Origin of the sequence: Streptomyces sp. NPDC002602 (assembly GCF_042889445.1) — a bacterium.
Taxonomy (GTDB): domain Bacteria; phylum Actinomycetota; class Actinomycetes; order Streptomycetales; family Streptomycetaceae; genus Streptomyces.
Genome location: NZ_JBIAQX010000001.1, coordinates 919,744 through 945,347 on the forward strand (window position 1 = coordinate 919,744; position 25,604 = coordinate 945,347).

Consider the following 25,604-nt stretch of genomic DNA (forward strand, 5'->3'; position numbering starts at 1 on the left):
GCCCATGAGTGGGTGGCCGGGAGCGGTGGGGCCGGAAAGCGCGTGGGGCCGGAAAGGCGAGCGGGGCCGGAAGGCGAGCGGGGCCGGAAAGGCGAGCGGGCCGGAAGGCGAGTTCGGACGCCACCGCAGTCTCGATCATTTCCGGTCACCCGGACCGTCAACTGCCCAATAACTGAACAGAATTGGGTCTCCGGGTCTGACACGATGGCGCGTGCTGCCGCCCCCCGCCCCGCTCCTTCCCCACCCGGAGGCCCCGCGCCATGCCGCTCCTCGATCCGACGCTCTGGCAGGACGGACCCACCCTGACCGGCGGAACCGCCCCGGTCGTCGAACCCGCGACCGGACAGACCCTCGCCACGCTGGACCTCGCCGCGCCCGCCGACGTGGCGGAGGCCGCCGTGCGCGCCCGGGCCGCGCAGTCCGATTGGGCGCGGGCCACCCACCTGGAGCGGTCGGCGGTACTGCGCCGCGCCGGGGACCTGTTCACGACCCACGCGCAGGAGCTGGGGGACTGGCTGGTGCGGGAGTCCGGTTCGATACCGGGCAAGGCCGAGTTCGAGCTGCACGTCGCCGCCCAGGAGTGCTACGAGGCCGCCGCGCTGGCCTCCCGACCCGCCGGCCAGGTGCTGCCGAGCGAGGCGCCCCGGCTCTCCTTCACCCGGCGGGTGCCGGCGGGGGTGGTCGGGGTCATCGCCCCCTTCAACGCGCCGCTGATCCTGTCGATCCGCTCGGTCGCGCCGGCGCTCGCCCTCGGCAACGCGGTCCTGCTGAAGCCGGACCCTCGGACCGCAGCCTGCGGGGGCCTCGCCCTCGCCGCGGTCTTCGCCGCCGCGGGCCTGCCCGCCGGGCTGCTGTACGTGCTGCCCGGAGACGCGCGGACCGGCGCCGCGGTGGTCGAGGACCCCCGCGTCCGAGTGGTGTCGTTCACCGGATCCACCGCCGCCGGACGCGCCGTGGGGGAACTGGCGGGCCGTCACCTCAAGCGCGCGCACCTGGAGTTGGGCGGCAACTCGGCGCTCGTCGTGCTGGAGGACGCCGATGTCGAGGCGGCCGTCGCACAGGCCTCCTGGGGCTCCTTCTTCCACCAGGGCCAGATCTGCATGACCGCCGGACGGCACCTCGTCCACGCCTCGCTGTACGACGAGTACGTCGAGCGGCTCGCCGCGCGGGCGGAGGAGCTGGCCGTCGGGGACCCGTACCGGGACCGGGTCCACCTGGGCCCGCTGATCGACGAGGACCAGGTCCGGCGGGTCCACGCGCTGGTCGAGGCGAGTACCGCGCAGGGCGCCAAGCTCATCGCGGGTGGCACCCACCAGGGGCTCTTCTACCGTCCGACCGTCCTGGCGGGCGTCGCGGACGACTCGCCCGCCTACGCGGAGGAGGTCTTCGGCCCGGTGGCGCCCGTACGGTCCTTCGCGACGGAGGCGGAGGCGGTGGCGCTGGCCTCGGCGGGCCCGTACGGGCTCTCCCTGGGCATCGTCACCCGTGACGCCGCGCACGGGCTGGAGCTGGCCGACCGCGTCCCGACCGGCATCGCGCACGTCAACGACCAGACGGTGAACGACGAGGCCGTGGCCCCCTTCGGAGGCGTCGGCGCTTCGGGCACGGGAGCCAGGTTCGGCGGGGAGGCGAACCTGGACGCCTTCACCGAACTCCGCTGGACGACGGTGCGCGCCACGCCGGCGGGCCATCCGTTCTGAGGCCGGTCCGACTGTCGCCGTCCTGACGCGGGTCCGATGGTCGCCCACCGGCGTCGGGGAGCGTTCTCGCAGGTCAGCGCGGTGCGGGGGCGGGCAGGAATTCATGGGGCGGGCCATTCGTTCAAGCAGCACACGCACCAATCAGGAGGTTTGAACACCGTGGCAACCGTGGAGCTGACCAAAGAGAACTTCGACCAGACGGTCAGCGACAATCCGTTCGTGCTGATCGACTTCTGGGCGGGCTGGTGCCGACCCTGCCTCCAGTTCGCGCCGGTCTACGAGAAGGCCTCCGAGGCGAACCCGGACCTCGTCTTCGCCAAGGTGGACACCGAGGCGCAGCAGGAGCTGGCCGGAGCCTTCGAGATCAGCTCGATCCCGACGCTGATGATCGTCCGGGACCAGGTGGCGATCTTCGCCCAGCCCGGTGCGCTGCCGGAGGCGGCGCTGATCGACCTCATCGCGCAGGCCCGCGCCCTCGACATGGACGAGGTCAGGGCGAAGATCGCGGCCGAGCAGGCCAAGGGCGCGGGGGACTCCGGCACGCCGGAGGCCTGAGATTGTCACCACCGCCCCCGGCCTGCGGTGACACTGGTCCGTATGACTGAAGCGGTGGAGTACGACGTTGTGGTGCTGGGCGCGGGCCCGGTCGGGGAGAACATCGCCGACCGGACCCGCGCCGCCGGGTTGAGCACGGCCGTGGTGGAGAGCGAGCTGGTGGGCGGCGAGTGCTCGTACTGGGCCTGTGTGCCGAGCAAGGCGCTGTTGCGTCCGGCGCTGGCCCGGGCGGACGCGCGCCGGGTGCCGGGCCTGGCGGGCGCGGTCCAGGGCCCCCTGGACGCGGAGGCGGTGTTCGCGCACCGCGACTACTGGACCGGGAACTGGAAGGACGACGGCCAGGTCGACTGGCTGGACTCCATCGGGGCGGACGTCTACCGGGGGCACGGGCGGCTCTACGGGATCCGCAAGGTGGCCGTCACCAGCCCCGAGGGCGAGCACCACGTGCTCGCCGCCCGGCACGCGGTGGTCGTGGCCACCGGCACCCGGGCCGTGATCCCCGACCTGCCCGGCATCGCCGGCGCCCGGCCGTGGACGAGCCGCGAGGCGACCTCCGCCCGGCAGGCCCCCGGCCGGCTGCTGGTCGTCGGCGGCGGTGTCGTCGCCGCCGAGATGGCCACCGCCTGGCAGGCGCTGGGTTCCAAGGTCACCGTGCTGGTGCGCGGCTCGCGGCTGCTGCCGAGGATGGAGCCGTTCGCCGGGGAGCTGGTCGCGCGGGCGCTGGAGGAGGCGGGGGCGGTGGTCCGTACGGGCGTCGCCGTCGAGGCGGTCGTCCGCGACGGTTCCACCGGTCCGGTCACGGTGGTGTTGGAGGGCGGTGAGACCCTGGAGGGCGACGAGCTGCTGATCGCGACCGGTCGTGCGCCGCGCACCGAGGACATCGGCCTCGACACCGTCGGCCTGACCCCCGGCGACTGGATCGGGGTGGACGACGGCTGTCGGGTCCCGGGCCACGACTGGTTGTACGCCGTCGGAGACGTCAACCACCGTGCGCTGCTGACGCACCAGGGCAAGTACCAGGCCCGGATCGCGGGTGCGGCCATCGCCGCCCGGGCGGCCGGGACGGGGCCCCTCGACACCGCCCCGTGGGGCGCGCACACGGCCACCGCCGACACGCGGGCCCTGCCGCAGGCGGTGTTCACCGAGCCCGAGGCGGCGGCGGTCGGTCAGACCCTCGCCGAGGCGGAACGCGCCGGACTGCGGGTCCGCGCCGTGGACTACGACCTCGGCAAGGTCTCCGGCGCCGGCCTGTACGCCGACGGCTACCGGGGTCGGGCCCGGATGGTCGTGGACCTCGACCGGGAGGTCCTGGTCGGAGCCACCTTCGTGGGGCCGGGCGCGGCGGAACTGCTGCACGCGGCCACCATCGCGGTCGCGGGCGAGGTGCCGATCGACCGCCTGTGGCACGCGGTCCCGGCGTTCCCGACCATCAGCGAGATCTGGCTGCGCCTGCTGGAGACCTATCGGGGCTGAGTCACCGTCTTCGAGGGCCCCGCCACCGCGTCCGGTGGCGGGGCCCTCGCACGTTTCGGTCAAGCGGGCAGTGACGGGGCCGGATCCCTCGCCGTGTACCGCACCGCCGATCTGACGGAGGCCGCGACACCCACCGTACTGCCCGGCAACCACGCCCAGTTGGGGGCCGCTTCACTGGCGGTGCAGCCCGGGGGCGAGGTCGTGTGGGTGGGCGGCCGGGTCCGGTCAGGGTGACGGGGGTCCGCCCGCGGGCGGGTCCGGGACACTGCCGACCGGCGCCCGGGCGCACGGCTCGCCGGCCGCCTCCGGGGTCGCCGCGCTCTCCCTCACGGGAACCGCAGCCACTCTGGTGGCCGCCGGCCGGGTGCTCGTCAGGGTCCGTCGGGGGACGGTCGAACCTGGCTGATCCGCCGTGCGGACAGGCCTGTTGAATGGTGGCACCACGACTGAAGGAGCCACCGTCCGTGAAAGTCATCGCCCACCTCAGCGACGTCCACTTCGACGGCGACGCGCGCGCCGCGGATCGCACCCGCGCCGTCATGAGGTATCTGGAAGAGCTGCCGTACGACCTGGACGCCGTCCTGGTGAGTGGCGACATAGCCGACCACGGCAGCCCCGCCGAGTACGCGGAGGCCCGCAAGGAACTGGTATCGCGCCATCCGCTGGTGGTCTGTCCCGGCAACCACGACGAACGCGTGGCCTTCCGGCGGGACCTGCTCGGCGAGGCGGAGCCCACCGGGGCGCCCGTCGACCAGGTCCTGCGCGGCGCGGGGTTCGTGCTCGCGGCCTGCGATTCGTCGGTGCCCGGCGAGCACCAGGGCTTCCTGGAAGACTCCACGGTGGCCTGGCTGGACGGCGTACTGGACGACACCCCGCGCGAGGTCCCCGTGCTGGTGGCCTTCCACCATCCGCCCGTTCCCCTGCACATCCCCTACGTCGACGGGATCCGGCAGTTCGGTGAGGAGCGGTTGGCGGACCTCGCCGAACAGCACCCGCACCTCACGGCCTTCCTGTGCGGGCACGCCCACACGGGGGCCGCGACCACCTTCGCGGGCCGGCCGCTGCTGGTCGCTCCGGGCGTGGTGTCCACGACCCGGCTTCCCTGGGAGGCCCGCAGCGGGGAGAACGAGTACGTCCACCTCGACGAGCCGCCGGTCGTCGCCTTCCACGTGATCGGTGACGACGGGCGGCTGACGACCCACTACCGGGTGGTCGTCACCCGGCGGTAGCTGCTGCCGTCGCGGGTGCGCGTGAGGCGGCCCGAGGTGATCAGGTACCTCCGCAGGGCGGAGCAGTCCTCGTGCACCGTGCGCAGCGCGTCGTTCACCTCGGGCTCGGTGTAGTCCCGGCCCGGGGCGAACAGGGTCTCCGTGAGGTGGGCCAGCAGTTGTTCGCGGCGGGCGACCTTGCGCGGGATCGCGATGAGCCGGCCGTCGGAGAAGAGGTCAGAGACGCCTCGGGGGGTGCGCGGGGGGTGTTCGGCGTGGGGCAGCGGTGCGGTGGTGTGTGACATGCCGGGCAGCATCACCCGGCAAGGAGCCCCCGGGCAACGGGATTTCCGCCGGTCGGGCCGTCGACACCCGGCCTCGGGTGGGTCCGTACACGTCGAAGACCCGCCGATGCCGGAATCGCTCCGGTACCGGCGGGCCCGCTCGCACGGGTGGTTCACACACGGGTGATTCACACGCGGATGGTTCACGCACGGATGGTTCACGCACGGATGGTTCACACGCGGATGGTGCACGCGTGGACGGTGCACGGGTGGTTCAGGGGCCGACGGTGATCTGCTGCGCCGGGTTGGTCGTGTCGGTGACCTTGTAGACCGCGTTGAACGTCGAGGACGTCGCGCTCGTCGGGCACCCGAATCCGCCGGTGACCGTGACCGGCACCGAGGCGTTGGTGAAGGTCAGGCTGGGCGGGGCGCCGTTGGTCCAGGTGCCGCCGACGTTCGCCGGAGCGCTCGGAGCGGCCGTGACGGTGCAGTTGGCCAGGCCGGACGTCGTCACGACGAGTCCGCCGACCGGCACCTTCAAGGTGGCGGTGATCGGCGAGCCGTTCTGCATCGACACCGTCCAGGCGCCGCTGGTGGTGACCGTCGGCGTCACGCCCGGCAGGCTGGCGGAACAGGAGGAGTACGTCGGCGGGGTGATCGGCGAGGTGACCGCTCCGGCCGGGTTGTTGTTGCCCGGCGCGGCCGGGACCGTACCGGTGGAGACCGAGACCGTGCAGGTCACGGTGACCGAACCGGCCTTGAGCGTGGCCTTCCCGCTGAGGGTGGCCTTGAAGGCGTGCCCGGCCGGGGTGACGGTGGTCGAACCCGCCAGCGGTAACGGCGCGGCGGTGGCGGTGGCGGAGGCCACCGTCAGCGCGGCGGCCGCGGCCATCCCGAGGGCGAGAGCGGTGCGCTTGCGGCTCATGGCTGTGCTCCTTGGGGATCGTGGTGCGGGGTGGGGGAGTGACTGCGGTCCCCGTGGGGATCGGGGTCCGCTTCCGTGCCTGCCGCCGGCTCCGTCTCCGGGCCGGTCTTCGGCTCCGTTCCGGGGGCGGCGGAGCCCCCGGAACGCGGTGTGGTGTTCGGCTGCCAGGCGAAGATCATCCCGCCGCCGACGATGCCCAGCAGGGTGCCGATCAGGAACCCGCCGAGGTTCGACAGGACCAGCGTGGCGGTCGCGATCAGGGTGGTGAGGATCCCTGCCAGGGTGCGCTGTTGGGGCGAGAACCAGGCCGTGAGCCCGAGCACGATCAAGATGACCCCCATCAGGACGGACGGGACGCCCGCCACTCCCTGCTGGAGCATGATCTTCAACGGAGCCAGTGGCAGGACGCTGATCCACACCCCGGTGAGGATGGCGAAGAGGCCGCCCCAGAAAGGCCTGCTGCGTCGCCACCGCCGCCAGCGGCTCAGAAGCATTCCTTCTTCCCCTTGCTGATGTTCATGCTCAGCCCGGAGAGCTTGAAGGTCCCGGCGTTGGTGGCCCACGCCGTCTGGTGCAGATCGGTGATGGCGACCGTGTCCGCCTGCTGGGCGAACAGGTCCTGCATGCCGATCGCCTCCGCCGGACCCTTGTCGAGGGTGGACGCGTCGCGCCCGATCTCGATGTTGCTGAAGACCGCGTCGCCGGAGAGCTGTGTCGCGTCGACGAAGAGGTTGCTCGCCTCGACGGGGTTCTTCTTGCCCGCGGTGAGGTTGAGCGAGATGTCCCCGATCATCGGGAGGGTGGTGACCACCGACTGGCAGAGGCTGTGCAGCTTGGCCTCCTTGATGGCGGTGACCGCCACCGGGATGAGCTCGTTGCGCGCGTTCACGTCGACGCTGCCGTACTGGGCGAATCCCTCGCCCTCCAGGCTCGCCGCCGACACCTTGAACTGCTGCCCGGAAACGGCGAAGGAGGCGGCGAGCGCCCCCTGTGCCAGGGCTATTCCGAGTCCCGCCGTCACGGCGATGGCGGGCACGGTCAGGAGTGCGAACTTGCGCCAGCGGACGCGCCCGTCACCTCTGCCGGCGCCGCCGCCGTCGTCGCCCTCGGTGCCGGGCGGTTCGGGCAAGTTCGGTGAGACTGCCATGAGATCGTCCCTTATCTCGGCTGTGCACCTTTGTTACCGACGAGTTGAATGTAAGAGTGCCAATGGAGGTTGGCAAGGTTGCCGGAGCGTACCGTTTCGGCCGACTCCTACTGGCCGGTCACTGCTCCGCGCGCAGGAGTTCGGCGACCTCCGCCGCCACCCTCCGCTCCATGGCCCGGGCGAATTCCGAGGCCACGACCTCACCCGCCACCGGGCGCAACGCGGACACCGCCTCGGACACGTGATCGAGTTGGCCGGCCGAAAGGCGCTCCAGCCCCTCCGTGCCGATCACATGCCGGCGGAACAGTCCGACGAACCGGTCCGCGAGCGCGGCCGCCTGTGCCTGGACGAAGTCGGCCGCGTCCAGGATCTCCGCCAGCGGCACCCCCTGCCGCACCAGCGTCAGGGTCGCCTCCAGCAACCGCCCGCTCAGGTGCGTGACCCGGTCCCCGTCGATCCGTACATACCCCAACTCGACCGCGCGCCGGGTGTCTTCGGCGGTCGCGGTCGGCCCGAACAGGGCGCGCAACTCGGCCAACGTCATCGTGACGGGCACCTCTTGCACCCAGTCGCGGGTCATCGCCCGCTCCAGGCCGAGGAGTTGGGACAGCCCGCCACCGCGCTCCCACGCGTCGAGCAGCTCGGAGATGCCGTTCACGGTGTAGCCGCGCCCCAGCAGGTCGTTGATCAGACGCAGCCGGGTCAGGTGGTCTTCGGAGTACCAGGCGACCCGGCCCTCACGGCGCGGCGGCGGCAACAACCCGCGCTCCTGGTAGTAGCGCAGGTTGCGTACCTTGACGCCCGCCGCCCGCGCCACGTCCTCCCGACGATAGGGCCCACCGGCGCGTCCGTCCTGTTCACCCTGGCTGTCCACGCGGCAGAGTGTAGGACGTACCGGCAGGTCACATGGCCCTTACGGGCGTTGGTCGCGCTCCATCCGCTTGACCGCCCGCAGCACCACGAACTTCGGCTCGCTCGCGGTGACCTCACTGTTGCCGAACAGCCGCTTCAGGTGCGTGTGATAGCCCATGTGGCGGTTGGCGACGACCCACAGCTCGCCACCCGGCCGCAGCGCCTTGCGCGACTGCGCGAACATGCGCAGCGCCGTGGCGTCCGTCGTCGCCTGATGGGAGTGGAAGGGCGGATTGCACAGGATCAGGTCCACCGAACCCGGGTCCAGCATGGCGACCCCGTCACCGACGAGGAAGTCGGCCCGCTCCCGCTCGTGCGTCACGTTGGCGCGGAACGTGGCCTTCGCCGAGGCCACCGCCTGGTACGACTCGTCCGTGAACACGACCTCGGCCCGCGGGTCCGCGACCGCGACCGCCGTCCCGACGACCCCGTTGCCGCAGCCGAGGTCCACGACGCGGGCCCCGTCCGTGTTGGTCGGGATGTTCTGGAGGAAGAAGCGGGTGCCGACGTCGAGCCGGTCGGCGCAGAAGATGCCGGCGTGATTGACCACGGTCAGCCCGGCGCCCGAGCCGCCGTCCTCGTCCACGACGTACGTCAGCGGCCACGGGCCGGGGGTCACGGCGTGCGTGGCCCCGGGGGTGCCCGGCGTACAGAAGATCAGTCGGGCCTTCTTCTCCGCGAGCGAGGTCTTCGTCGGCCCGAGGATCCGCTCGAAGAGCCGCAGCGTGGAGGTGTGGATCTCCTTGACCATGCCCGTGCCGACCACGACCGTGCCCGCGTGGACGTGCGGGGCCAGCCGGTGCAGCTGGTCCTCCAGCAGCGCCAGGCTCTTCGGGACGCGGACCAGGAGCACGTCGATCCGCTCCGGCGGGGCGTCCTGCGTGGTCAGCAGCCGCACCGTGTCCTTGGCGGTCCCGATCCCGGCACGATCCAGGTTCGCCATGGTGGCGGACCGGGTCAGCGAGGAGTCGGTGATCTGCGTCGGGTGGAACGCGGCCAGGGCCGTCGTCAGCGTGCCCCAACGGTCCCCGATCACGGTGATCTGCCGATCGCCGGTGAGATCCACCGGGCCGCGTTCCCCGGTACCGGATTCGAGGTGCCGCAGCAGGTACTCATCGGCGGCATCCCAGGCGCGGAGGCGATCGCGCGGGTCCTGGGGGAAGCGGGTGAGTTCGTAGGAGCCGAAAGGCGTGGTCAGACGGTTCATATTCGACCCAGGCTATCCGAGACGACGGCCCGGCCCCGCATGGGCGGGGCCGGGCGGTGCGCTACTCGGGAAACTCGCCCGCCATCGCGGCGGCGATCCGCAGGTGGGGGCCCGCCTCGGCGGCCCTGCCCTGCCGCTCCAGCGTGCGACCGAGAAGCAGCCGCGCGTAGTCCTCCACCGGCCAGCGCTCCAGGATGGCGCGCAGCTCCAGCTCGGCGCGGGACAACTGGGCGGAGTGGTAGTACGCGCGGGCCAGCAGCAGCCGGGGAGCCAACTGCTCGGGGGCCTCGGCGGTCAGCGAGCCCAGGACGCGGGCGGCGGTGGCGTACTCCTTCGCCTCGAAGAAGAGCCCGGCGCGCGCCCAGCGCTCGGCCGGCGTCCCGTGCTCCAGGTACTCCACCGGCGTGTTCATCGCGTTCCTTCCGCCGTTCCGATGCCTCTGTCCGATCTCCCCGACAGGGGGACCCGATCTCCCCTGCACGGGGGATCCGATCTGCCCGCCACGGGAGACCCGACGTGCCCAACACGGCGGAACCACCGAACATTCCATGGAACGCCGGACGCGGCACGGGACTAGGTTGTGCCCATGAGCAATCTCGATCGCCAGCCCGCTCTCTCCGCCTGCGGCGGCCGCGGTTTCGTCGTGGCCGAGCCCGTGCGCGAGCTCCTGAGCCCGCGCACCGTCAAGCTCGGGGAGTCCACCGAGGTCCGCCGCCTGCTGCCCAACCTGGGCCGCCGCATGGTGGGCGCCTGGTGCTTCGTCGACCACTACGGCCCGGACGACATCGCCGACGAGCCCGGCATGCAGGTGGCGCCGCACCCGCACTCCGGGCTCCAGACCGTGAGCTGGCTCCACGAGGGCGAGGTGCTGCACCGCGACAGCGTCGGCAGCCTGGAAACCATCCGCCCGCGCGAGCTCGGCCTGATGACCTCCGGCCGGGGCATCAGCCACTCCGAGGAGAGCCCGCGCCCGCACGCCCGCCTCCTGCACGGCGCGCAACTGTGGGTGGCCCTCCCCGACGCCCACCGCGACGTCGCCCCGCACTTCCAGCACCACGCCGACCTCCCGCAGGTCACCGCCCCCGGCCTGGCCGCGACCGTGATCCTCGGCACTCTGGACGGGGCCACCTCGCCCGGCAGCACCTACAGCCCGATCGTCGGCGCCGACCTCGCCCTGGCGGCGGGCACCGAAACCCGACTCCCGCTCGACCCGGACTTCGAGTACGCGGTCCTGTCCATGTCGGGCGAGGCCACCGTCGACGGCGTCCCGGTCCTGCCGGGCGCCATGCTCTACCTGGGCTGCGGCCGCACGGAACTCCCCCTGCGGGCGACCTCGGACGCGGGCCTGATGCTGCTGGGCGGCGAGCCGTTCGAGGAGGAGATCGTCATGTTCTGGAACTGGATCGGACGGTCCAACGAGGAGATCGTCCAGTTCCGCGAGGACTGGACCAACGGCACCCGCTATGGCGAGGTGAAGGGCTACGACGGCCCCTCGATCCCTGCGCCGCAGCTCCCGCCGGGGCCGCTGAAGGCGCGTGGGCGGGTGCGCTGACCTGCGGTTTCCCGAAGTAACCCGACAAGTCGAGATCAGTCGGAGAGGGGTCGCATCCCGCGCGGAGATCGTTCCGCCGGGGTGGGCGACGCGGGCTGCGAGAGGCCCTCTCCGGGCTCTCGACGTTTCCCAGGTGTGACCAGCTGGGGTCAGCTTTGCCGGGACCAATGCTGACCCAATGCCGACTTTGGTGACAGTCCGTCAGCTCTGTCGGCGTCCTGCCGCCTGGGTCGCGGTGGCGATCGTGACCAGAGTCGCCCGGTGTAACGCTCCGTACGGAGCCAGCCGCGCGGGGATGGCGTCAAGCCTGGTCCCCGACGCCCTTCCCCGTCCGGAGAGGGGGGCCCTTGTCGTCGGCTCGACACAGGGCGAATCAGGCTCTGGCGGAGCTGTGGCGCACCGACGGGGAGGGCCATGTTCATTCCGGGCTCCTGCCTTGCCGCAGTGCGTGCGCCGGACGGATCTCGCTCTGCCCGGACACTACGTCCTGGTGAAATCTTGTGAACGCGAAAAGCCCTGATGCGGTGTCATCTGCATCGCTAGTCTTGATTCGTCACAGCGAGCCCAACGGGCCCGCCCCGCACGATGGTTCAGGACTACTGTGCAGATCAAGCGCGTACGCATCGAGAACTTCTGCTGTTTGTACAAGGTGGACATTGCCTTTGAAGAGATCACCTCGTTCATCGGCCCGACCGGCGTCGGTAAGTCCACCGTGCTGCGTGCACTCGATTGGTTTTTCAACGGTGAAAAGTCGATCGCCCTGACCACCGAGGACGTCCACTCGGCGGTGGCCGGCGGCAGCGAGCGCATCTCCGTCGAGGTTGAGTTTGAGGGCCTAAGCGACTTCGACCGTACGGCCCTCGGCCGGTATGCCCCGGGCGATGCGGACACTGTCAGCATCTGGCGTACCTGGGAAGATGGTGCGGACAAGATCACCGGCAAGGCCTTGGCGTACGCGCCCTTCGAGGAGATCCGGGGCATGGCCGGCGGCGCGATACAGAAGCGCAGGGCGTATAACGCGCTTCTGGAAAGGGCACCCGGCCTTGGCCTGCCGAGCGTTGGCAGCGAGAAGGCCATGAACGAGGCCATGCTCGCTTGGGAGCGGGACCATCGGGACCAGCTCACCGAAGCCAAGATCGAGGACACCCACTTCTTCGGGTTCGCTGGGCAGAGCAAGCTCGCCCAGCTCATCGACTTCGTCTTTGTCTCTGCCGACCTTCGCGCGTACGAGGAGGCTGACGACCAGAAGGCCTCCGCCATCGCCCGCATCCTCGACCACGCCGTCGACCGCACCGAGGCCGACACGCAGCTTGGCGAGATCGAGGAGAACGCTCGGCTCGCACGCCAGCTGGTCCACGACAATGTCTACGGACCGGCCCTCAAAGATGTCTCCGCCGCTCTCTCCGCCGAGGTCGCCAAACTCACCGTGGGACGGCAGGTGGTCGTGACGCCGACCGTACGGGCGCCGAGGCCGACCAAAACCGCTTTCCAGGTGAGCATCCAGGACGGCGCGGCCGAGACCTCCGTGTCCCGGCAAGGGCACGGATTTCAGCGGGCACTGATCATCGCGGCGCTGAAGTACCTGGCCGACCGCAGGCGGCCGTTGAGCGGATCGCGGACGCTGTGCCTGGCGGTCGAGGAGCCGGAGCTGTTCCAGCATCCGCCGCAGGCGCGGACCTTTGCGAAAGTGTTGCGCGAGCTGGTGACGGCGTCGCCCTCGGGGCGTACGCAGGTGATGTACGCGACGCACAGTCCGGTCTTCATCGATCCCGCTGGCTACCACCAGGTACGTCGGCTCACTCGTGATGCCGGAGCGCAGCACCCGGTCACCCGGGTGAGGCAGGTTACGGAAGACGAGCTGTGCCGGTCGTTGGAGGGCCTGGTGAAGGCGGAGGCAGTCCGGCGCCGCACCGGGGTCGCGATGGCGGGCTCGCTCGCCGAGGCGTTCTTCGCCCATGCGGCGGTGCTGGGCGAGGGAACGACGGATGGCGCGCTGCTCGAGGGCTGTGCTGAGCGGAGTGGGTTCAACCTAGGCGCCGAAGGAATCACTTTCGTAGACGTGACCGGCAGGGACAACCTCCTGCTCAGTCACGCGATTCTCTCGGCGATGGGTGTGCCCTGCCATGTGGTTTTCGACGGTGACGCCGGCATGGAGGAGCGTAAGCGCAAGTCGGTTCAGCTGTTCGACGAGGAGACTCGGAGGGAGAAGTGGGCAGCCTTCGAACAGCAGGCACGCAAGATCGCGGGGAGCAACGCCGACCTGCTTGGCTACTTGGGGGAGTCCCGGTCGCCGTGGCCGGCAACGGGCTCAGCAAGTGCATACACGGTGTTCGAGGACAATCTGGAGACGTATCTCGGGGAGAGCTGGCCCTCCTGGGGAAAGCGGAAGCAGCAGCTGATCGACGCGGGCGAGGGTGCTTCAGACAAGAACGCGGCCACGTATCGGGAGGCGGCCCGTACGGCTCACTCGGACCCGCCGTACGTGCTCCAGTCGATGCTGGAGAACGTACGGGCGATGGTTCGCTGACCCACGGGCTGACCCACGGGCTGACCCCCACGGTGGCGGGACCGTAGGAATGAGCGCGGCAGGCAAGAGTGGAATGGCCCCCGAGGGTCAATGCCCGATGTGGAATCGACTCTGGGAGATGACGGACTGCCGGATTCGGTTGGTGAGTTCGGGGCTTCGAGCGATCCGGTCGACACCGCCCGCTTTGTTGTTGCGCCGTGAAGCCTTGAAGCTCTGGTCGAGGACTCCCATGAGACGGTCCATGAGTTCGGGAGTCAGATGGTCGAGGTCGATGTTCAGGAGGTCGCGCCGAGTGGGTTGGCGGAGCCGAGTGAGGGCGAAGGCAGACACTCCCGCGAGGGGGTAGAGCCAGTTCTCCCTGGTCTCCCCCAAGAGAGGGCGGTCCTGCGCATACTCGTTGAGGTGCTGGCGGATCTGTGAATGGACGTCAAGGGACAGGCGGTAGAGGTACAGGTCCACACGGGGCGAAGAGATCTGCTGATGGTGCCTGTCGTCGAGGAGCAGGGCCTCGGAGTGCTTGAGTGCCGTGTGGGGCTCACGGAGAGCGAAGGCTGTGAACTCACGCGCTGAGACTTGCTGACGGAGGTGGCTGAAGTGTCGTTGACCAGCGGAAATCGACACGACGTCACCCAGCCCATACCGCTGGTGGACACGATCCCTCGCATCTGCGGCTTGGTCGGCCGGCCCCGTCACGGACTACGACGGCTGTTCGCCGACCGCGGCTACGACTACGACGAATACCGACGTCTGCTCCGCTCGCGTGGCATACGCCGGAGATCGCCCGCAAAGGCACCGCCCACGGATTCGGCCAGCCTGTCGGGGTCTGCGCTGTAGATCTCAGGCGCGCCGCTGATCAGCAGGATGCTGCGGAACCCGACGCCCTTGTTCCCGATGCCTCGCCGACCTCCTTCGAGCTCTGCGTGAGCTCGCAGATCTGCTTGACGTTGTGCCAGGTGAAGGGCGTGCCGCCGTTGGCGACGTGCACCGTCCCTCACTCACCCTTCGCCTCGTCCAGCAGGACGTGGGCCCGTCCGTCGCGGCGGTCCCTCGGATGCGCGTCGTAGCCGTTCTGCAGCAACTCGACGAGCGAGCGGCCGGCGTACTCCCGCGCGCTCGTGTACGACACGGCGCTCACCTGCCGTGTCATGCGCAGGACTTGCTTTGACCGGGCCCCCTCCAGTCCCCTGTTCATGGCGTGTCCGTCAGGCCGGGGCCTGACACTGCGAAGAGGAGTCGGCGCGACGAGTGGAGGCCGGATCGGGGAACGGGCCGAGCGCGGGGTGGGCTCACCGGTCGAGTGCCCTTCAATGCTCGCTGCCAGGCGCGGACCGCTGGGCATACCTGAGCACGGTTACTGAGCTTTGCGGGTTGTCGTCGGGGAGTGACGGTTCATGATCCCTGCGGTATGCCGGTGATATGCGTGATCCGGAGGGTGGGGGCCTGACCGCTGAGCGTCGGGCGTTTCGTGAGGGGATCCGGCTTCAGGCCGGTAGGCGAAGGTCCGGGGAAGTATGGGGGGAGGAGCACCCGCTACATCTGCGCGTTGTGCCTGGTCAAACCCCTTGTTCCGACTGGTGAGTGCCCGGACTTTCTTTGTGAGGGTGTGAGTGGTTGAGGACGGGGGCGGGCGGGGCTGGCGTGCTGGCGCTGGCACTTGAATTGATGCGCGGTCTGGGGCCGGTTCTGCTGGAGCTGCTGGGGTTCCTTGAATGGGCCCGAGCTCGGGGTCCTGTCGGCGGGACCTTGGGGGTTGCACCGCTTGGTGCGTCGTCCAGCACGGTGCCGCCCTGCGGAAATCCCGCCGTTCACTGCACTGTCCACGGGCCAGAGAGGGACGCGGAGGTGACCGTTGGCCATGCCGCAGTCCTCCGCGCGCGCGGAGTGACAACCGCCGCGGGCACCGGCCTCGGCTCAGCGATGACCCTTCAGGACGAGCGGGGAATTTCACTCGGCGCCCGCGGGCCGCTGCTGCTGCTCCTCCGCGCGCTGGTCGACGGCGCGGTGGGCATGGAGCCGGCCAACAACGGCCCTGGCCGACTCGTCCTGGTAAGAGGCCCACCGCGAGTGCCTGGAACAGGCGGCCCGGGACGCCGAAGCGATCGACCGGGGCACCCATTTCGCCTTGGTCTTACTCAGGCCGTTCCTTCGCGTCAGGCGGCCTTTTTGATCAGGTCGACCTGAAGCAGGGCCATCTGCCGTGCGCCGTCGTCGGCGTAAAGACTCGCCCGGACGTAGGCCACGACATTGCCGACGCGCATGACGACACTAGTACCGTGGTTGCCGTTGGTGAACGCCTCGGTCTCGTCAGCGCCAGCCGCGACCTGCGTCGGCGTGTGCTCGCGGTTGCGTATCTTCGCGGCCAGGCCCTTTACCGCGGCGCTCGCGGCCTGTTGCGAATCGAACGAGAAGAGAGTGAACTCGACCTTGTCGCTGTCCGCGTTCCCTCTGACCGCGGCCTCCTTGTGGCCCACGGCCACCACCCCGTCGCACGGGGTGCCGGTCTCCTCGGCGCAGTGCTGTCGCGCCGGCTCCCCGTCAATCACCCCCAAGTCGTCGCCGACCCAGACACCACCGAGGGTCTCGTTGGTCGGGAGCGCCGACCGGACTTGCGGCACGGACAGCGTGCCGGAGGTCTTCTTCCCCTTCTCACCGCCGCTTCCGATTCCGGCGGCGCCTACGGCCGCGCCCGCATCTGCATCCCCGCCACCCCCACAACCTGTCAACGCCGCCACCAGCGCGACCGCACACACGGTCCCCCGCACGAAGTACTTCACCCTGATCTCCATCGTTTCCGCACCCGTTCAAGATCCATATCTAACCACCCGGCGCCCGTCCGGCCTGCTCCGGGATCGAGGAGCCGGGGTAGGAGAGAGCCGAGACTGCCCGGACGGAGGCCGCGGCTGCGCTAGAGCGTGTCTCTTTGACGGGTTGGTCAGTTGATCGGATGTGTCTGTCCGGTTACTGAGGATTTCAGGGTGGGGTCAGTGGGTTGATGGTCAGGCCGGTGGCGGTGAGGCAGCCGTCGATGAGGTGGGGTCGGAGCTGCATTCTGCGTAACTCGCGGCGGAGTGTGCGGTCGAGGGCGTCTGGGGTGTCGAAGGCGGTGTTGGCCGTGGCTCTGCGCACGAGGGACCAGACGGTTTCAACCGGGTTCAGGTCTGGTGCGTATGCCGGGAGGCGGATGGTGGTGAGCCAGTCGTGTTCGGCCTCGTAGCGTTTCAGCCCGGCGGCCAGGTGGTGTTGAGATTGTCCCAGACCACCACGATGGGTCCGCCGAGCTGAATATGGGCCCTCACCAGCAGGTCGCGATAGTCCTGCCAGGAGAAGCTCTTGCGGGCGTCCTTGAGCAGGAGATGGTTGCGGGGGCGGTGGATGAGGCGGCTCTTCTCACCGGGTTCGTGGCAGCACAGGGCGGCGACCGAGGTCCGGCGGCGGGAGCGGCCGCGGACGCGGATGACGGGGGTGTGTCCGCGCCGGCCCCAGGTGCGGGCGCGGGGCGGCGTCATGGAGAATCCGGCCTCGTCCTCAAAGACGATCCAGCCCCGGCGAACTGGGCATCGGTGATGGTCGGGGAGTTCGCCGGGCCCGCAGAGCGCAAGGCCTCCATGCCGCCCTCGCGCCAGGCACGACGCCGGCGTTCCACCGACCGCACACTCACCCGCAGGTCCTTCGCGATCACCGCGGTCTCCTCACCCGCCGCGAGCCGCCTACCGGCCTGAGGCCGGATCCCCTCACGAAACGCCCGACGCCCAGCGGTCAGGCCCCCACCCTCCGGACAACGCATATCACCGGCATACCGCAGGGATCATGAACCGTCACTCCCCGACGACAACCCGCAAAGCTCAGTAGGCGCCAACGTCTCGCCGAGAGGCTGAGCGGCACCCCCTTCTCGGAGGAAACCCACCCGACGAGGAGCCACGAGCCCTCGCCTGGAGGCCGCTCACCGACCGGTGGCCGGGCCCGACCTTCGTACGCGGACAAAGTCAGGAGGGCGGGGGCGGGTGAGGGCGCTCGGGTGTGGGGCGCGGAGCGGTCGCCGGTGGGTCAGGGGCAGGTCTCTTCGGTCTTGGCGACGGTGAAGGAGACCGGCCGGCCGCTGAGCGCGGTCCCGGGCTTCGGGTCCTGGCTGCACACCTTCCAGTTCGACTCCTGGAGCACCATGCGGCTCTGCACCGCGTCCTTCACGGTGATGCTCGCGTTGGACGGCAGGGCGCCTCGTACGGCCTTCATGCCCTGGCCGACGAAGTTCGGCATGGTGTCGCCGGCGGGCTTGGGCGCGGGGGCGTCGACGGCCGGACAGGTCTCCTCCAGCTTGACCGCGCCGAAGTCGACGCTCGTGCTGGTGTCGATGCTCGCGCCGGCGGCGGGGGTCTGGGAGCAGACCTTCCAGTTCCGGTCGAGGGCCTGGAGTCTGTCGCGGCCGAGGGCGTCGTGGGACTTGAGGGCGTGGAACCCGGCGGCCTGCGCCTCGTCCTGGGCGCTCTGGAGGCCCTTGCCGACGAAGTTCGGGAGCGTGGCGGTCTTGGTGGCGGTCTTGGTGGCGGGCGCGGCGCTGGAGGGCGCGGACGAGGCACCAGGGGCCGGTGCGCTGGGCGCCGCGGGCTTCCCGTTGCCGGAGGTCTGGGGGTCGCAGGCAGTGAGGGTGAGGGTGAGGGCGATGGCGGCGGCGGTGGTGAGCAGGGTGATCGTGTGGTGTGTGCGCATCGCGCCATGTTCGCCGGGGCCGGGTGCCTGTGTGGTGGCTGTGACAGGTCTGTGACGCGCGAAAGCCCCGCGCGGGAACGGGCTTCGTGGGCACGCCAGGACAATCGCCTCCGGAAGGCGGTGTGCGGGTCACTCGATGCCGGTGGTGGACCAGAAGGGAGCCCCGCCGCACGGGGGAGTTGCGGCGGGGCTCTTCCGTGGTGCGCGCCAACGGGTGGGAGGTGGCGCGCCCCTCTCGGTGGGGCTCACGCTACGCCCGGCATGGCTGGAACAACACCCCTTGATGTGGCTGGATTCAGGGATTTGGTGTTCTCGGGTGGGTCCAGGTTCGGCCGGGGAGTGGCCGGGGAGTGGCCGGTGAGTGGCCGCGCGAGGCGCAGTACGCAGTCCCGGCTCGGCGGCCGCCGACTCGTCCGGTACCGGCTTGTCGACCAAGCCCCCTTTCGGGCATGGCCAGTTCAACGAATGATCACACCGACGAAGCGGTGTTTTAGGATGCCGACGAAGTGATCACGGCGGGAATTCCGGACCAGTGGCGGAAGGCGGCGGACGACCGGGTCCACCTCCCCCGGCGTTCCCCATCCGCATGGTCCGCCCGGAACCGAATGGGTACTGATGGCCACCACCTCGCCCTCCTCTGCCGCGAGCGGCGGCACGGCGCGCCCGCGTGCCGTCACGCCGGGCACCGTGACGGCGGCGCTGCTGGTGCCGCTGCTGACCGCGGCCGGTGTGGCCACCTCCCTGCACACGCAGGAGATCGAGCACGGGTGGGCGGACCGGCAGCGCGAAGCCTGCAGGCATCTGCCCTTCCCGATGGCGGAGTACGTCGCGGGGTGGGCCGGTGTGGGTCTCGGCCTGGCGGCGGTGGCCGTGTGCGTGCTGCTCGCACGGCGGCTGCGCGGACGGTACGGCCGCCGGCTCGGGGAGAGCCGGCCGGGCCTCGTCGCCGGTACCACCGTCTGGTTCAACGTTCTGGCGATCCCGATGGAACTGATCCAGCTGTACGTCGTCCACTCGGCCGCCGCGGCGGGGATCAACCTCGGTGACGGGTGCTGACGAGCTCGTGCACGGTGGGCGGTGAGACGTCGGGGCCAATGGCCTGTTGCCCGGCGTCAAGCCGAGGGCTCGGGGAACGGCGGGGTGGTGCCTCGTCGGACGCCGGCCGAGGGGGGCGCGGCGGCCGTGAGCCGTGATCCTCAAGCTGCGACCGAGCCGGCCCGGTGGTCACATGTGTCGGTGTGAGCCGCTCGGCTCTGTGGCCGTCCCGTCGAGGGAGTCCCCCGGGCCGGGCCGGTGCGGAGCCGCTGCGTCCGGCTCGATGGCCGCGGGGATACCGGGGTCTCGGGCCGGACGACAGGGCAGCCTCCGTGGATGTGCGAGGCCTGGCGAGTCAGCCGCCGTAGCCGTCGTCGGTCGCCCGCTTCCGATGACGATCAGGGTCGTGGATCGCGGTGAGAAACGGTGTGATCCCCAGGGCGCGGAAGCCGTAGTCCAGTTGCTGGTACCACGCGCGTTCGTTCGCAAGCTCCTTGGACACCTGAACGGGTACTCCGCCGGTGTGGTCGCCGGTCGACACCATGACGACGAACGACGTGCCCTCGTCCGAAGAGTCGGACGGATGGGCGATCACCCCGGGGGACTGCCGCGCACGTGTCCGAGGCGTGCGGGGTGACCGTGTCGGGAGTCGGCGGCCGCGAGGTGACGGCGGGGTGTCAGGTCTCCCGGTGCCCGCTCAGAACAGTCCCAGGCCCTCGCCGCCGGTGTCCACGACGACCGGCCGGAACCGGGCAGGGAGGCCGTCCAGGCGGTCAGGACCGGCCGCGGCGGCCACGGCAGGGGCCGTCTCGGTCAACCAGGCACGAAACCGCTCGGCGGCTTCGCGGTAGGGGACCCGCGCCAGCACACGGTGTTCGCCGGAGGGGCAGAAGTCGACGCCGACAGTGAGCAGGCAGGAACGGGGAGCGTTCTGACTGCCCGTCCAGGACACGCGCAGGACACCGCAGGGCTTGCGCCCGCGGGGCGCGCGGTGGGTCGGGCGCAGCGATCGGCAGAGTACGTGGGCGGTCCATGCGGCGAGGTGCGGCAGGGGGAGGGTGGTGCGCGCGCGACAGCCGGGGCAGCGGTGCCAGTGGCGGAGCCAGTCGTCGGTGTCGGTGTGGAAGAGGCGTGTGTAGCGGTTCGCCACGCGAATGTCGTTGCTGTACAGGTGGTCCGGGCGTTCCTGTGTGTTGCAGGACTGGCAGACGGGGGCGCGGACGTAGCCGTGTTCGTGGCAGTGGTCGAGCACGGTGGCGGGCGAGGTGCGGCAGACGGCGCACGCCCACCCGGCCACCCTGCGGGAGGTGCCGGGCTTCCTGCTGAGCACCGAGTACAACTGGCCTTCCAGCTCTTTGTCGTACGGGCGCGGTGAGGCGGTGGGGTCCTCGGGTCCCGTCGTCTGCCGACCGCCGGCGTCTCGGTCCTGCCGAGGAGGGGAGGGCGGCTCGGTGACGGCTGCGCTTGCCCGGCGGGCCCGCGCGGCTCGCACCCACTGCCTTTCGGCGTGCTCGGCGGCGTCCAGCAGCCTGACCACAGAGCGCGGCAGCCACCACGTGCGCTGTGTCCCGTCGCGGGTCTGCTCCACGAGCATCTGTCGCCAGTCGATCCCCGCCAGATGGTGCGGACGGCCGACTTCACGGCGCGCCGCACCCTCGGGGCCGCCCGGCTCCCGCAGTTCCCCCGTGATGCGCCGGCGCCAACGCAGCGGCGTTTCCTCGTCGCGCTCCTGCCCCTGCGCCCCACGGAACGGACCGATGCGGACCAGGTCCTGCCGATCCATCGCCACCGCGTTCAGTTCCGCGGCCGCCCGGCGCACCTCAACCTCCGGAACGCACCACTGACCGTTGCCTGCCCTCACCATCGCCACCACCTGGCCGCCGAGCAGGACGTACCTCACCTGGGCGCGGGCGGGAGAGGGGGTGAATGCCCCGGAAGCCGTCGGCACGGCACTGTCGGCCGTCAAATCGACCCACAGGGCGTCCGCGGCAACCAGGGTGATCAGGCCGTCCGCGCGACCGGAGATGACACGCTCTGACATACCGACAGGCTAGCGGCCCCCAAAACGGCAACGGGTCCCGAGCGCCCCGGTCGGCCGGGCTTCCCCCGTCCCGTCCGCTCGGCGCGGGGCACCCGTACGGTCGGCGTCGCCGGGCGGCACCCCGCCACCGGTGCTCGCGGCTGCTCGACCAGGTGTCGCTGCTCTCGCCGGGCTCTCGCCGGGCCCTCTCGGGGCCCTCTCCGGCCGGTCACGGGGTGTGACCGCTCCGCGTGGCGGACGCATGCGCCAGCCGGTAGCGTCGAAAGGGCGCGTTCCGTGCAAACCGCTGCGGCCTGACCAGGCAGGGCCGCCGATGTCGGCAGGGGAACGAGACCACATGCCAAAGCACTGCGTCCACATGGCGGCTGCCGGGGCGGCTCTGGTCTGTCTGGTGGCATTCGGCTCTCCACCCGGCGGCGCCGCTTCGGCACCCGCCCGGCGCACAGCCGAGCCCACCCCGGCAGGCTCGTCACGGTTCGTTGCCGGCCCCTGTCCGAAGCCCCCCGAGCCCATCGAGGCGCTGAGCGGCGCCCGGTGCGGCGTCCTCGAGGTTCCCGAGAACCGCTCCCGCCCCGGCGCCCGGACCGTCAAGCTGGCCGTGGCCGTCATTCCGGCCGTCACCCCGACGAAGCCCGCACAGGAACCCGTGGTGTTCATGGCGGGCGGCCCCGGTGCCGACACGTTCGACGACATTCCGTTCCTCGTCGACTCCGGCCTGAACAAGGACCGCGACCTGATCGTCATGGCCCAGCGCGGCAACCTCCACGACCAGCCGAACCTCGCCTGCCCGGAGGTCGACCGGTTCAACGCGCGGGCAGTCGGCCTGGGCTACGACGCACGGGAGGCAGAACGACTCTTCCTGAAGGCGGTGAAGGACTGCCGGCACCGCCTGACGGCCGCCGGCACCGACCTGGGCGCCTACAACACCACCGAGAACGCAGCCGACTTCGCCGACCTGCGCAAGGCGCTGGGCATCCGCCAGTGGAACGTCTACGGGTACTCCTACGGGAGCAACCTGGCCCTCACGTACCTGCGCCTGCACCCCGAGGGAATCCGCGCGGTGGCGATCGACTCGGTCACCCCTCCCCAGGTCGTGACCCTGCCCTGGACCTGGGGCAGCACCGCCGAGGGGATCGACAACATCTTCGAGGCGTGCGCGGCGCAGCCGGCCTGCAAGGACCGGTACCCGGACCTCCGCCGCACGCTGACGGAGCAGGTGCGCAAGCTGGAGGCCCATCCCCTGACGCTGAACGTCGCGCCGCCGAGCGGAGGGAAGCCGGTCAAGGTCGTCCTCGACGGGGGCGCGCTGCTGAACCTGATCGTCGCCTTCACCCCCCGGCCCAAGGACATCCCGGCGGCGCTGGAGGAACTCGCCCACGGGAACCCGGAGCGCTTCGCGAAGGCCCGCGCGGCCGGCTCGGTCCAGAAGGTCGGCGACTTCGCCCACGGCCTGACGAACTCGGTGGCGTGCGCCGAGTGGGCGCCGGGGTACTCGGAGCCCGACGTGCTGAAGGCGGGACGCAAGGCATTCCCCGGATGGCCGGACACGGTACTGGCCCAGGCGCCGCAACTTCCCTTCCAGTACCCGGCATGCGGGATCTGGGACGTTCCGGACCGAGCCTCCGTCCAGCGGGTGGCCACGGTCAGCTCCGTACCGGCGCTCGTCATCTCCGGCACGTTCGACGTGAAGACCGGGGCGAGTTGGGCGAAGGGCGTCGCACGCGACCTGTCCGGCTCGACCGCCATTCAGGTCCCCGGGATCGGCCACTGGGTGGTCCCGCAGTCGCCGTGCGCGCAAAGCGTGCTGGCCTCGTTCCTCGCTCGTCCGACCGCGCCCGACACCAGGTGCGTGGACGGTCTTGAGCCCGAACCGTTCACGATCATCCCGAAGTAGCCGGGAGGGCAGATGACACGCCGTCAAGCGCACCGTCGTCGCCGCACCGCACGACGACTCCTGGCCACGTCGGCCGGCATGGCGACCGGTCTCCTCGTCACCGGCCTGCTCACCGCGCCCACTCGGACGCAGGCACACGCGGACGACGGCGACGGAGCGCCGGTCGGCACCGTCGCCCGGACGGTGGGCGACGCCCGCTACGAGCCGGGCCCCTGCCCGAAGACACCGGAACCCGTGGAGGAGCTCGAAGGGGCCCGCTGCGGAACGCTCACCGTGCCCGAGAACCGCGCGAAACCAGGCAGCAAAACGATCGAACTCGGTGTCGCGATCGTGCCCGCCGCGGCCGGTACACCGAAATCCGACCCCGTCGTCTGGCTCGCGGGCGGACCGGGAGACGACGCCGTGGGCGAGGCGAAGTTGGCGATCGGCGCCGGCCTGAACCGCGACCGTGACGTGATCCTCATGTCCCAGCGCGGTACGTACTCGGCCGACCCGACGGCCCTCTGCCCCGACATCGACTTGTTCAACGCACGCGCGGTCGGCCTCGTCTACGACGCTCCGTCCACCGAACGACTGCACGTCGAGGCCACGAAGGCCTGCCGCGACCAACTGACGGGCCGCGGGCTCGACCTCAGCGCCTACAACGACACCGAGAGCGCCGCCGACTACGAGGACCTGCGCACCACTCTGGGCATCAAGCAGTGGAACCTGTACGGCATCTCCTACGGAACCCACCTGGCGCTGGTCTACATGCGCCTGCACCCCGAGGGACTCCGCTCGGTGGGCATCGACGGCATACTGCCGCCGTCCAGGGCCGGATCGGCGGCGACTTGGAGCAGCGCCCGGCAGGGCTTCGACGGCCTGTTCAAGGCCTGCGCGGACCAGCCGGCGTGCAACAAGCGCTACCCGAACCTGTCGGCCACCTTCGACAAGCTCGTCGGTGATCTCGAAGCCAAGCCGGTCACCACCACCGTCACGCTCCCCGGCCACGACAAGCCGGTCAAGGTCGTACTGGACGGGGGAGCCCTGGTCAACTGGATGACCTCCGCCACCCACGTCGCACCGCAGGTGCCCCGCGCCCTCGACGAGCTGGCCCACGGCAAGCCGCAGCGGATCGCTCGACAGTGGGCGGGCGGCAAGCTCAGCCCGCAGGCCATCGGCAGGGTTGCGCACGGTCTCGCCTACGGCGTCTTCTGCAGCGCGTGGACGCCGTACGAGAGCCAGGAGCAGGCACTCAAGGGCGGACAGGACGCCTTCCCGTCGTTCCCTCGCTCGGTACAGGCCCAGGCGCCGCAGCTCACCTTCCTCCGCCCGGACTGCGATGTCTGGAACGTCCCTCCCGCGGAGCCCTCGATCCGTGACGTCACGCGCGGCGACATCCCCACCCTCGCCCTGTCGGGCAGCTTCGACTCCCAGACCGGGGCGGACAACGGGCCGTACGTCGCCCGCACACTGAGCAAGGCCAAGGTCGTCACGGTCCCCTACCAGCCGCACGTGGTGATCGCCACGTCGAAGTGCGCCCAAGAGATCGCCGTCTCCTTCTTCGACACCCCGGACGCGCCGAAGACCGACTGCCTGAAGGGCCTGGAGCCGCCCGAGTTCGAGATCGCTCCCTGACCGGCAAGACGCACCGGTGTGGGAGCCGGCCGGGCGCCACGGCCCCCGGTCGCGGCCGGGGGAGCGGTGCCCGGCCGGCTCCCGGTCCGTGCGGTGGGGAACATCAGCCCCTGGGCAGTTCCTTGAGCGCGGTGTTGAGTTCGAGGACGTTCACGCGCGGTTCGCCCATGAAGCCGAGGGTGCGGCCCGTGGTGTGGTCGGCGACGAGCTTCTCGACCTGCTGGACGTCGAGCCCGTTCCGCTCGGCGACCCGGTGGACCTGGATCTTGGCGTACTCGGGGGAGATGTGCGGGTCGAGGCCGGATCCGGAGGAGGTGACGGCGTCGGCCGGCACGTCCTCGGGCCTGACCGTGTAGGCAGCCGTGGAGTTGTCGGTGATGACGGCGTCCTTGGCGGCGACGACCTGGGCGCACAGGGTGCCTTCCTCCGCGCCCGCCGGGCAGAGGCCGTTGACGGCGCCGTTGTCGGCCGAGCGGTTCGTGGCGCCCGAGAGGATCAGCGAGTACCGGGTGTTCACGCTGTTGGTGCCCAGGCCGTTGGAGGGGCGCGGCTGGAACCACCTCAGGTCCGGCTTGGCGGCCTCCTCGGGGTCGTCGGGGTTCTGCTTCGGCAGGTTGTAGCTCTGCCCGATGAGGGAGGAGCCGACGACCCGGCCGCTCTTGTCCTTGGTCTCGGAGCCGTTGGCCTTGTCGTTGAACAGGGCCTGGGCGATGCCGGTGACGGCGAGCGGGTAGATGACGCCGCAGATGACCGTCAGGACCAGCAGGGCCCGAAGTCCCGCGCCGAGCAGGCGCGCGGTGTTGCCCACAGAGTTGTTCATCGC

At 70.7% G+C, this 25,604-nt stretch carries 24 protein-coding genes and 2 pseudogenes; 10 read left to right on the forward strand and 16 right to left on the reverse strand.

Annotation, left to right across the window (positions count from 1 at the left end; genetic code table 11):
- Nucleotides 1–260: 260 nt before the first annotated feature.
- The 4 genes from ACFYW3_RS03700 (at nt 261) to ACFYW3_RS03715 (ending at nt 4,957) form a co-directional block, all read left to right on the forward strand.
- Nucleotides 261–1,700 (forward strand): aldehyde dehydrogenase family protein, encoded by a 1,440-nt coding sequence (locus ACFYW3_RS03700; RefSeq protein WP_389385411.1) that lies wholly within the window; start codon nt 261–263, stop codon nt 1,698–1,700.
- Nucleotides 1,701–1,859: 159 nt separating this feature from the next.
- Entirely contained in the window at nt 1,860–2,255 is a 396-nt protein-coding gene (locus tag ACFYW3_RS03705; RefSeq protein WP_351752254.1) for a thioredoxin domain-containing protein, read from the forward strand.
- Between the two features lie 42 nt (nt 2,256–2,297).
- Entirely contained in the window at nt 2,298–3,728 is a 1,431-nt protein-coding gene (locus tag ACFYW3_RS03710; RefSeq protein WP_389385412.1) for a dihydrolipoyl dehydrogenase family protein, read from the forward strand.
- Nucleotides 3,729–4,192: 464 nt separating this feature from the next.
- Nucleotides 4,193–4,957 carry a metallophosphoesterase gene (locus tag ACFYW3_RS03715; RefSeq protein WP_389385413.1) on the forward strand — a complete coding sequence of 255 codons (765 nt, stop codon included), beginning with the start codon at nt 4,193–4,195 and terminating at the stop codon, nt 4,955–4,957.
- Here ACFYW3_RS03715 and ACFYW3_RS03720 read toward each other — a convergent pair.
- The 7 genes from ACFYW3_RS03720 to ACFYW3_RS03750 form a co-directional block, all read right to left on the reverse strand.
- Nucleotides 4,930–5,241, reverse strand: coding sequence for a DUF2087 domain-containing protein (locus ACFYW3_RS03720; protein ID WP_389385414.1), 312 nt, complete (start codon nt 5,239–5,241; stop codon nt 4,930–4,932). The two genes, ACFYW3_RS03715 and ACFYW3_RS03720, sit on opposite strands and share 28 nt — an antisense overlap.
- Before the next feature lie 253 nt (nt 5,242–5,494).
- Nucleotides 5,495–6,145 carry a hypothetical protein gene (locus ACFYW3_RS03725; RefSeq protein WP_351380452.1) on the reverse strand — a complete coding sequence of 217 codons (651 nt, stop codon included), beginning with the start codon at nt 6,143–6,145 and terminating at the stop codon, nt 5,495–5,497.
- Nucleotides 6,142–6,639 carry a DUF6114 domain-containing protein gene (locus tag ACFYW3_RS03730; protein WP_351752247.1) on the reverse strand — a complete coding sequence of 166 codons (498 nt, stop codon included), beginning with the start codon at nt 6,637–6,639 and terminating at the stop codon, nt 6,142–6,144. The genes ACFYW3_RS03725 and ACFYW3_RS03730 overlap by 4 nt, the downstream gene beginning before the upstream one ends.
- Nucleotides 6,630–7,187 (reverse strand): DUF6230 family protein, encoded by a 558-nt coding sequence (locus ACFYW3_RS03735; protein WP_351380568.1) that lies wholly within the window; start codon nt 7,185–7,187, stop codon nt 6,630–6,632. The genes ACFYW3_RS03730 and ACFYW3_RS03735 overlap by 10 nt, the downstream gene beginning before the upstream one ends.
- A gap of 223 nt (nt 7,188–7,410) precedes the next feature.
- On the reverse strand, nt 7,411–8,166 hold the full coding sequence (locus ACFYW3_RS03740) for a MerR family transcriptional regulator (protein WP_389385415.1): 756 nt from the start codon (nt 8,164–8,166) through the stop codon (nt 7,411–7,413).
- A gap of 39 nt (nt 8,167–8,205) precedes the next feature.
- On the reverse strand, nt 8,206–9,411 hold the full coding sequence (locus tag ACFYW3_RS03745; RefSeq protein WP_053680348.1) for a methyltransferase: 1,206 nt from the start codon (nt 9,409–9,411) through the stop codon (nt 8,206–8,208).
- 61 nt (nt 9,412–9,472) lie between these two features.
- On the reverse strand, nt 9,473–9,823 hold the full coding sequence (locus ACFYW3_RS03750; protein WP_351752243.1) for a tetratricopeptide repeat protein: 351 nt from the start codon (nt 9,821–9,823) through the stop codon (nt 9,473–9,475).
- Nucleotides 9,824–9,997: 174 nt separating this feature from the next.
- Between ACFYW3_RS03750 and ACFYW3_RS03755 the strand changes: the two genes are divergently transcribed.
- Both ACFYW3_RS03755 and ACFYW3_RS03760 read left to right on the forward strand, forming a co-directional pair.
- Complete coding sequence (locus tag ACFYW3_RS03755) at nt 9,998–10,963, forward strand: pirin family protein (protein ID WP_389385416.1); 966 nt, start codon at nt 9,998–10,000, stop codon at nt 10,961–10,963.
- Between the two features lie 601 nt (nt 10,964–11,564).
- A complete protein-coding gene (locus tag ACFYW3_RS03760) occupies nt 11,565–13,490 on the forward strand; it encodes an ATP-dependent endonuclease (RefSeq protein WP_389385417.1) in 1,926 nt (641 codons plus the stop codon).
- 87 nt (nt 13,491–13,577) lie between these two features.
- Here the strand turns inward: ACFYW3_RS03760 and ACFYW3_RS03765 are convergent, their stop codons facing one another.
- Nucleotides 13,578–14,111, reverse strand: coding sequence for a hypothetical protein (locus ACFYW3_RS03765; RefSeq protein WP_389385638.1), 534 nt, complete (start codon nt 14,109–14,111; stop codon nt 13,578–13,580).
- On the opposite strand from ACFYW3_RS03765, the pseudogene ACFYW3_RS03770 reads away from it, so the two are divergent.
- Nucleotides 14,085–14,299: pseudogene (locus tag ACFYW3_RS03770) on the forward strand (transposase); the annotation flags it as partial. The gene ACFYW3_RS03765 and the pseudogene ACFYW3_RS03770 overlap by 27 nt on opposite strands.
- A gap of 182 nt (nt 14,300–14,481) precedes the next feature.
- Here ACFYW3_RS03770 and ACFYW3_RS03775 read toward each other — a convergent pair.
- From ACFYW3_RS03775 to ACFYW3_RS03795, 5 genes and pseudogenes are all read right to left on the reverse strand, one after another.
- Nucleotides 14,482–14,616 (reverse strand): hypothetical protein, encoded by a 135-nt coding sequence (locus tag ACFYW3_RS03775; RefSeq protein ID WP_389385639.1) that lies wholly within the window; start codon nt 14,614–14,616, stop codon nt 14,482–14,484.
- 1,024 nt (nt 14,617–15,640) lie between these two features.
- Nucleotides 15,641–16,276: a hypothetical protein gene (locus ACFYW3_RS03780; RefSeq protein WP_389385418.1), complete on the reverse strand. Its 636-nt coding sequence runs from the start codon at nt 16,274–16,276 to the stop codon at nt 15,641–15,643.
- Between the two features lie 184 nt (nt 16,277–16,460).
- Nucleotides 16,461–16,996, reverse strand: a pseudogene (locus ACFYW3_RS03785) (transposase).
- On the reverse strand, nt 16,993–17,274 hold the full coding sequence (locus tag ACFYW3_RS03790; protein WP_389385419.1) for a helix-turn-helix domain-containing protein: 282 nt from the start codon (nt 17,272–17,274) through the stop codon (nt 16,993–16,995). Before ACFYW3_RS03790 ends, ACFYW3_RS03785 begins: the two are co-directional and overlap by 4 nt.
- Before the next feature lie 260 nt (nt 17,275–17,534).
- Nucleotides 17,535–18,194, reverse strand: a complete 660-nt coding sequence (locus ACFYW3_RS03795) for a hypothetical protein (protein ID WP_389385420.1) — start codon at nt 18,192–18,194, stop codon at nt 17,535–17,537.
- Nucleotides 18,195–18,809: 615 nt separating this feature from the next.
- On the opposite strand from ACFYW3_RS03795, the gene ACFYW3_RS03800 reads away from it, so the two are divergent.
- Entirely contained in the window at nt 18,810–19,250 is a 441-nt protein-coding gene (locus tag ACFYW3_RS03800; protein WP_389385421.1) for a hypothetical protein, read from the forward strand.
- 334 nt (nt 19,251–19,584) lie between these two features.
- Here the strand turns inward: ACFYW3_RS03800 and ACFYW3_RS03805 are convergent, their stop codons facing one another.
- The gene (locus ACFYW3_RS03805) at nt 19,585–19,824 is read right to left on the reverse strand and encodes a hypothetical protein (protein WP_389385422.1); all 240 of its coding nucleotides are present in this window, start codon (nt 19,822–19,824) and stop codon (nt 19,585–19,587) included.
- A gap of 102 nt (nt 19,825–19,926) precedes the next feature.
- On the reverse strand, nt 19,927–21,270 hold the full coding sequence (locus ACFYW3_RS03810) for an endonuclease domain-containing protein (RefSeq protein ID WP_389385423.1): 1,344 nt from the start codon (nt 21,268–21,270) through the stop codon (nt 19,927–19,929).
- Nucleotides 21,271–21,607: 337 nt separating this feature from the next.
- Here ACFYW3_RS03810 and ACFYW3_RS03815 point away from each other — a divergent pair, with 337 nt between their 5' ends.
- Entirely contained in the window at nt 21,608–23,164 is a 1,557-nt protein-coding gene (locus tag ACFYW3_RS03815) for an alpha/beta fold hydrolase (protein WP_389385424.1), read from the forward strand.
- A 78-nt stretch (nt 23,165–23,242) separates the two neighbouring features.
- The gene (locus tag ACFYW3_RS03820) at nt 23,243–24,781 is read left to right on the forward strand and encodes an alpha/beta fold hydrolase (protein ID WP_389385623.1); all 1,539 of its coding nucleotides are present in this window, start codon (nt 23,243–23,245) and stop codon (nt 24,779–24,781) included.
- Between the two features lie 103 nt (nt 24,782–24,884).
- Here ACFYW3_RS03820 and ACFYW3_RS03825 read toward each other — a convergent pair whose 3' ends face one another.
- Complete coding sequence (locus ACFYW3_RS03825; protein ID WP_351752204.1) at nt 24,885–25,601, reverse strand: potassium-transporting ATPase subunit C; 717 nt, start codon at nt 25,599–25,601, stop codon at nt 24,885–24,887.
- Nucleotides 25,602–25,604: the final 3 nt, after the last annotated feature.

What these genes read in the sequence shown, in the direction of transcription:
- ACFYW3_RS03700 (WP_389385411.1), top strand. Translation starts at nt 261, where the DNA reads ATGCCGCTCCTCGATCCGACGCTCTGGCAGGACGGACCCACCCTGACC.
- ACFYW3_RS03710 (WP_389385412.1), top strand. Translation starts at nt 2,298, where the DNA reads ATGACTGAAGCGGTGGAGTACGACGTTGTGGTGCTGGGCGCGGGCCCG.
- ACFYW3_RS03720 (WP_389385414.1), bottom strand. Translation starts at nt 5,241, where the DNA reads ATGTCACACACCACCGCACCGCTGCCCCACGCCGAACACCCCCCGCGC.
- ACFYW3_RS03725 (WP_351380452.1), bottom strand. Translation starts at nt 6,145, where the DNA reads ATGAGCCGCAAGCGCACCGCTCTCGCCCTCGGGATGGCCGCGGCCGCC.
- ACFYW3_RS03730 (WP_351752247.1), bottom strand. Translation starts at nt 6,639, where the DNA reads ATGCTTCTGAGCCGCTGGCGGCGGTGGCGACGCAGCAGGCCTTTCTGG.
- ACFYW3_RS03745 (WP_053680348.1), bottom strand. Translation starts at nt 9,411, where the DNA reads ATGAACCGTCTGACCACGCCTTTCGGCTCCTACGAACTCACCCGCTTC.
- ACFYW3_RS03750 (WP_351752243.1), bottom strand. Translation starts at nt 9,823, where the DNA reads ATGAACACGCCGGTGGAGTACCTGGAGCACGGGACGCCGGCCGAGCGC.
- ACFYW3_RS03755 (WP_389385416.1), top strand. Translation starts at nt 9,998, where the DNA reads ATGAGCAATCTCGATCGCCAGCCCGCTCTCTCCGCCTGCGGCGGCCGC.
- ACFYW3_RS03780 (WP_389385418.1), bottom strand. Translation starts at nt 16,276, where the DNA reads ATGGAGATCAGGGTGAAGTACTTCGTGCGGGGGACCGTGTGTGCGGTC.
- ACFYW3_RS03790 (WP_389385419.1), bottom strand. Translation starts at nt 17,274, where the DNA reads ATGCGTTGTCCGGAGGGTGGGGGCCTGACCGCTGGGCGTCGGGCGTTT.
- ACFYW3_RS03795 (WP_389385420.1), bottom strand. Translation starts at nt 18,194, where the DNA reads ATGCGCACACACCACACGATCACCCTGCTCACCACCGCCGCCGCCATC.
- ACFYW3_RS03800 (WP_389385421.1), top strand. Translation starts at nt 18,810, where the DNA reads ATGGCCACCACCTCGCCCTCCTCTGCCGCGAGCGGCGGCACGGCGCGC.
- ACFYW3_RS03810 (WP_389385423.1), bottom strand. Translation starts at nt 21,270, where the DNA reads ATGTCAGAGCGTGTCATCTCCGGTCGCGCGGACGGCCTGATCACCCTG.
- ACFYW3_RS03815 (WP_389385424.1), top strand. Translation starts at nt 21,608, where the DNA reads ATGCCAAAGCACTGCGTCCACATGGCGGCTGCCGGGGCGGCTCTGGTC.
- ACFYW3_RS03820 (WP_389385623.1), top strand. Translation starts at nt 23,243, where the DNA reads ATGGCGACCGGTCTCCTCGTCACCGGCCTGCTCACCGCGCCCACTCGG.
- ACFYW3_RS03825 (WP_351752204.1), bottom strand. Translation starts at nt 25,601, where the DNA reads ATGAACAACTCTGTGGGCAACACCGCGCGCCTGCTCGGCGCGGGACTT.